The organism is Bellilinea sp. (genome assembly GCF_053501535.1).
Map to the genome: position 1 here is coordinate 1 of NZ_JBRCOK010000085.1, position 5,813 is coordinate 5,813.

General features: G+C 55.4%; 6 protein-coding genes. 5 read left to right on the forward strand and 1 reads right to left on the reverse strand.

Annotated features, from left to right (window positions below; genetic code table 11):
* The 3 genes from ACWIZX_RS08600 to ACWIZX_RS08610 form a co-directional block, all read left to right on the forward strand.
* The coding region (locus ACWIZX_RS08600) for a [LysW]-aminoadipate kinase (protein ID WP_448335470.1) at positions 1-616 on the forward strand (616 nt) is incomplete at its 5' end.
* Positions 613-1,788 (forward strand): aspartate aminotransferase family protein, encoded by a 1,176-nt coding sequence (locus ACWIZX_RS08605; protein ID WP_448335471.1) that lies wholly within the window; start codon positions 613-615, stop codon positions 1,786-1,788. The genes ACWIZX_RS08600 and ACWIZX_RS08605, both read left to right, overlap by 4 nt.
* Positions 1,776-2,816, forward strand: a complete 1,041-nt coding sequence (locus ACWIZX_RS08610) for a [LysW]-lysine hydrolase (RefSeq protein WP_448335472.1) — start codon at positions 1,776-1,778, stop codon at positions 2,814-2,816. The genes ACWIZX_RS08605 and ACWIZX_RS08610 overlap by 13 nt, the downstream gene beginning before the upstream one ends.
* A 679-nt stretch (positions 2,817-3,495) precedes the next feature.
* Here ACWIZX_RS08610 and ACWIZX_RS08615 read toward each other — a convergent pair.
* Entirely contained in the window at positions 3,496-4,665 is a 1,170-nt protein-coding gene (locus ACWIZX_RS08615) for an integrase catalytic domain-containing protein (RefSeq protein WP_448335473.1), read from the reverse strand.
* 184 nt (positions 4,666-4,849) lie between these two features.
* Between ACWIZX_RS08615 and ACWIZX_RS08620 the strand changes: the two genes are divergently transcribed.
* Positions 4,850-5,266: a hypothetical protein gene (locus tag ACWIZX_RS08620; RefSeq protein WP_448335474.1), complete on the forward strand. Its 417-nt coding sequence runs from the start codon at positions 4,850-4,852 to the stop codon at positions 5,264-5,266.
* A 231-nt stretch (positions 5,267-5,497) separates the two neighbouring features.
* Positions 5,498-5,813 (forward strand): carbon-nitrogen hydrolase family protein (locus tag ACWIZX_RS08625; protein WP_448335475.1); only part of this gene is annotated, 316 nt, incomplete at its 3' end.

A 5,813-nucleotide genomic window follows, 5' to 3' on the forward strand; every position in this document is an offset into this window, starting at 1 on the left:
CCGTTACACCAACCGCGAAACGCTGGAAATTTTTGCCATGGTCACGGCCGGTAAAATCAACACCCTGCTGGTGGAACAGTTACAGCACAAAGGCATCAACGCTTTTGGGTTGACCGGTCTGGATGGGCGCTGGATGGTGGCGCACCGCAAAGAAGCCATCCGCGTGGTGGAAAACGGGCGCAAACGGGTGTTGCGCGATGATTACACCGGCAAGATTGAGCAGGTCAACCCGGCAATTCTCTCCCTGCTGCTTGGCATGGGGTTGACGCCGGTAGTTGCCCCGCTGGCGATCTCGCCTGCTGGCGAAGCGCTGAATGTGGACGCCGACCGCGCCGCGGCGATGGTGGCCGGCGCGCTGGGCGCGCAAAGCCTGATTTTACTGACCAATGTGCCCGGTCTGATGCGTAAATTCCCGGATGAAAGCACGCTCATTCATCATCTGCCGCGGGTGGAGGTGCAGCGCGCCATTGAATACGCCGAAGGGCGGATGAAAAAGAAAGTGTTGGGGGCGGCCGAGGCACTGCAAGGCGGCGTCAGCCGGGTCATTTTTGCGGACGGGCGCAGCGATCACCCCCTGCTGGATGCCCTGAATGGAAAGGGAACGATAATCGAATGATGGACATCATCGAAATTGAAAATCACCATACCTCCGGTTTGTACACCAAGCGCCCGCTGGCGATTGTGCGCGGGCAGGGGGCGCGCCTGTGGGACAGCGAAGGACGCGAGTATATTGACTGCGTCGGCGGGCAGGGGGCGGCTAACATCGGCCACGCCAACCCGCAGGTGGCACAGGCAATTGCCGAACAGGCGCAGCGGCTGATCTCCTGCCCGGAGATGTTCTACAACGACCGGCGCGCCGCCTGGGAAGAACGGCTGTGTCAGGTCAGCGGTTACCCGCGCGTTTTTTTGTGCAATTCGGGGGCCGAAGCGAACGAAGCCGCCATCAAGTTTGCCCGCCTGACCACCGGCCGCAGTGAGATCATCGCTTTCAAGCGTGCCTTTCACGGGCGCACGTTCGGCGCGCTTTCGGCGACGTGGGAAAAGAAGTACCGCGAGCCGTTCGAGCCGCTGGTGCCCGGCTTTATCCACCTGACCTACAATGACCGGCAGGCGCTGCAGGCGGCGGTCAGTGAGCGGACGGCTGCCGTGCTGGTGGAGGTGGTGCAGGGCGAGGGCGGGGTGAACCCGGCCAGCGCCGAATTTCTGTCAGTTGCAGAGCAGGTCTGCCGCCAGCACGGTGCGCTGCTGATTGTGGATGAGGTGCAAACCGGCTTTGGCAGGACCGGCAGGTTGTTCGCCTTTCAGCATTACGATTTGCGGCCCGATCTGGTGTGTCTGGCAAAGTCCATCGCCGGGGGCGTACCGATGGGCGCCGTGCTGATCGGCGGACGGATTGGCAGCCTGCCGCCGCAAACGCACGGTTCGACTTTCGGCGGCAATCCGCTGGCTTGCGCCGCCGCGCTGGCCAGCCTGAATTTTCTGCTGGAAAACCGCCTGCCAGAACGGGCTGCCGAACTGGGGGCGTGGTTCATCGAACAGCTGCGCGGGCTGTCTTCGCCGCTGATTCGCGAAGTGCGCGGGCTGGGGTTGATGGTCGGGATCGAGTTAAAGCAAAAAGTGACCCCCTATCTGCAGGCGCTGATGAGCGAAGGGGTGATGGCGCTGCCGGCCGGCCTGACGGTGATGCGCTTTCTGCCGCCGCTGGTGATTGAAAAGAGCGACCTTGAACGGGTGGTGGAAGCCGTTGCCAGCGTCCTTGCAAAGGAAGCCGCCGAATGGACGAAGTAGCCCTGCTGGAGGGTCTGTTACGCACCTACAGCCCGACCGGCGCGGAACAAGCGGCGGTGGCTTACCTGACGGAAGCAATGCGCGGGCTGGGGTTTGAGGCTGGCGTTGATGAAATCGGGAATGCGATTGGACGGCGCGGCGAAGGTGAGCGGCAAATTGTGCTGTTGGGGCATATTGACACGGTGGCGGGCGAAATTGCGGTGCGGCGCGAGGGCGACCTGCTCTACGGGCGCGGCGCGGTGGATGCCAAAGGCCCGCTGGCGTGTTTTGTGGCTGCCGCCAGCCAGACAGCCGTACCGCCCGGCTGGCAAGTGGTGGTGATCGGCGCGGTGGGCGAGGAAGGCGACTCGCGCGGGGCGCGCTGGATACTGGACAGGTACCGCCCGCAGTACGCCATCATCGGCGAGCCAAGCGGGTGGGAGCGGGTGACGCTGGGCTACAAAGGCAGCGCGCTGGTGAAATACCGCGTGGAGCAGGCCCTGGCGCACCCGGCCGCGCAGCAGGAAAACGCGCCGCAAAGCGCGGTGACTTTCTGGAACCGCCTGATGGCCGCCGCCGACGAGTGGAACGCGCCTCACGAGCGGGCGTTCGATCAGGTCACGCCCATCCTGCGCCGGATGCAGTCGGGGGAGGACGGCTTTCACGGCTGGGCCGAGTTGTGGATCAACCTGCGCCTGCCGTTGTGGCTGCCGCCGGCCGAGGCGCTGCGCCGGCTTGGCGAGCTGGGTGGTGAGGCAAGGCTTGAGCTTTTGGACGAAGTGCCGGCCTACCTGGCCGAAAAGAACACAATTGTGGTGCGCGGGCTGCTGGCTGCCATCCGCGCTGCGGGTGGGAAACCGGCTTTTGCCCTCAAAAGCGGCACCGCCGATTTGAATCTGGTGGCACCGGTGTGGGGCTGCCCGGCGGTAGCCTACGGACCGGGCGATTCCAACCTCGATCATACCCCCCACGAGCACATCTCGCTGGCGGAGTACCGCCGCAGCATTGAGGTGTTATCCCGCGCCCTGAGGTTGTGGATGCAGCCGTAGACGGGAGGCGAGGGGGTTGGGCTAAAAGGAACGAGGGTTCAAGCAGACATCAAAATAGGGTGGCGACTTTCTACTGTCATTGGAAGATAAAAGTTTTGAAGTTCTACCGCAATATACTTTGGTTTTTCAGCCCTTAATCAAAAACCCACCGTATTTGTGGCAAATACATCATTTTGACAAGCGTTTTTAGTTGAATAACTGGATAATCGCCCCACAAAAAGTGATCATTACTGCAAAAAAATTTTTATCAAAACCTCCCACCACATGATTCGCAACTTTTTTTGTCAATTCAAGATCATAAATACTTGGCTTTTGTAATTGAGTTTCAAATTTCTCGAAATTCAATAAAATCGTTGGTTCTCTTTATTATAAATTATTTACCATCTAACAATACGTTCGCCAAAATCTGAACAACGACCTTTTTCACCATATCTGGCGGCACTTCAATCGGACAATACCCATATGTGACACTCCGTAAAGCCAGTAACGAAATTGGCGAAGGTGTTATCTTTGGAATTGGGATTGATCACTCAGACGTATGATTATTCTAAAGACGAATGTATAATTTTCTTAAGGTTTGTTTTCTGATGAAGGTTTGAGATAATTCAGAATAATCACAGTGTAGCTTTCCTTCTGGGGCTGGCTGTACGGTCGTAATGCCTCAAAAGAAAATGTTACTTTAGAGGGATCGATGGCTCAAATGAAAATGTTGCCGAACGATTTTCCATAATTTTGCCAAGTTTTGGTCAATCTGCCTGCGTAGTTGGACAGGATTAAGGTGGACAAACTGGTTCGTCAAGCTAAGCTTATCTGCTACTGAAACCTGATCCGCTACAAGAACCCGACGAAAAGAGGTACTGGCCTGATCATACTGTTTGATGGTTCTGCCGTCAACCTGAACCTTACCAATCAATTTGAGTACGGGCTGGAAGAAATTGACATACAGGCGCAAGTCGGCATAGATGGCGGCCAGCAGGTCGCGCTCTTCAGGAGTTTCCCGACGGTCATAGCCGACCGTATGGCGCACGACCGACCAATTCTTTTGTTCCACGTGAGCCTGGTCATTCTTTTGGTACGGCCGGGAGCGAGTGAAAGTGATTTGTTCGTCCAGGCAATAGCGAAGGAGCGTCTCGTTGATGAACTCACTGCCATTGTCTGAATCGATACCCAGCAAAGGGAAAGGTAGCCGCAGGCGCAACTCGCTGATCGCTTGAGAAACCGCTGCCTGGGTCTTATTGGGCAGGGCAAAACACTCGGTCCAACCGGTGGAAATATCTGTCGCCGTCAAGGTGTTGAGGTAGACCCCCTCCACACTCTCGCCGCAATGCGCCACCAAATCCACCTCGACAAAACCAGGCCGGGCATCATCCCACTCATTCCATTTTCGCACAGCGATGGCATTCTTGAGCAGGGTCCCTGGTTTGGTCGTAGATAATCCCCGTCGTTTCACAAAGCGCGCCCCTTGCAGACAGCGGTCTATGGTTGCCCGGCTCATCCCTAGCAACAGGGCTTTGGTTTCTGCCGACAACAATACCTCCTGATGCCGTTCCAACACGGTCACGATCTCGGGCAGAAAGGGCTTCAACCTTTTCGAGCAAATCCGCCCGCAGATTTCCCAGATATGCTCCAACACCCTGACCACCTCGCCTTGATAGATCTTTCTGCGCCCGGTTTTCTTCCGTCCCTTTGGCTTTGGTCCATGCTCGAGCAGTCGGATGGCGTATTTACGATGGTAACCGGTTGCTGCCACAAATTCATTCAGGATTTGGGTTTTCTGGGCTCGATTGGCTTTCAAGTATCGCGGCCAGACTACTTCGACCAGCTCTTTTTTACTGCGTTGACTCATCATAGGCTCCCTCTGCGGACTTCGTGATCCGCTCTAGGGTAACATTACTTTTGAGCCAACGTTATCCCCTAAAGTTAGATTCTTATTGAGGCAATTCGCGGTAAACATGCGGTATATCCGAAGTCTGTATAATTAATAGTTGGGCGGTTTTCGCAAGACAGGAGAGAAGAAGGTGAACACAAGAAGGTTGACATCAATCATCCATGTGACAATAGTTGTGCTGTTGTTGAGTGCATGTGGTACGGTTGGTACGGTGGCACCCACCCCTGAAGTGATATCAGATTGTTTTCAATCGTTCAAGGTTGCCGCTTGGCAAGACCTCAATGGAGATGGCCGGTGGGACGTATCTGAGCCGCCCCTGGAAGGTGTCCAGTTCGACCTGCGGGGCATATTTGCACAGAAATGGGGTCCCGATCCCGATTCCAGCAAAGGGGAGGGCTGGTTCAGCATCTTGATCTGGTCACCCGGCGCTTGTATTAAACAAGAATACACGATTACTGCTATTCCTCCGGAATCGTATGAGCCGACGACTCCCATTACCGTCACCTTCTCCGATTCCTTGCCCTTTGAAGCGCAGTTCGGGTTCCATGCCGTCATAAAGTAGAATGTAGACTGCTTGACAACCTGGCATATTTCGGATGGTAGAGCTTTCATATCGAATCCCGAAACAGCAGTACTAAGTGCAACACGATGCAAGGAGAAATCGCTCAAAGAAGTTTTCCTCCATCGGCATAGTAGCAGATGCCGCCCGACACGCGCTTGCACCCGACACGTTCCGCTTCGCTCCGCGTGCGGGTGAAGCGCAGGCCGTTAGCCACCTTTCTTGCAAAATACTATGCGCGTTTGTCTCATACCATTACGAATTGAAGTCAGAAATCCAACTGCAAATTTGCAACATTTCCAACAAAGGCTAAAGGAAGTGTCGCAATGGCAACCCGATATTGTTTGTTTACCTGAATGCGCTTTCACAGGCTATCTTTACAACGAACAGGATTTTCAAAAGTTTGCCGAACCAATTCCAGGGCAAACTACTTCGGTAGTTTCCTCATTGGCAAGAGAACATCACTGCTATATTTGTTTTGGTGTGTTGGAAAAAGCGCCTGAAGGCGTTTATAGTTCCGCCGTCCTTATTAACAAAGCAGGTGAGATTG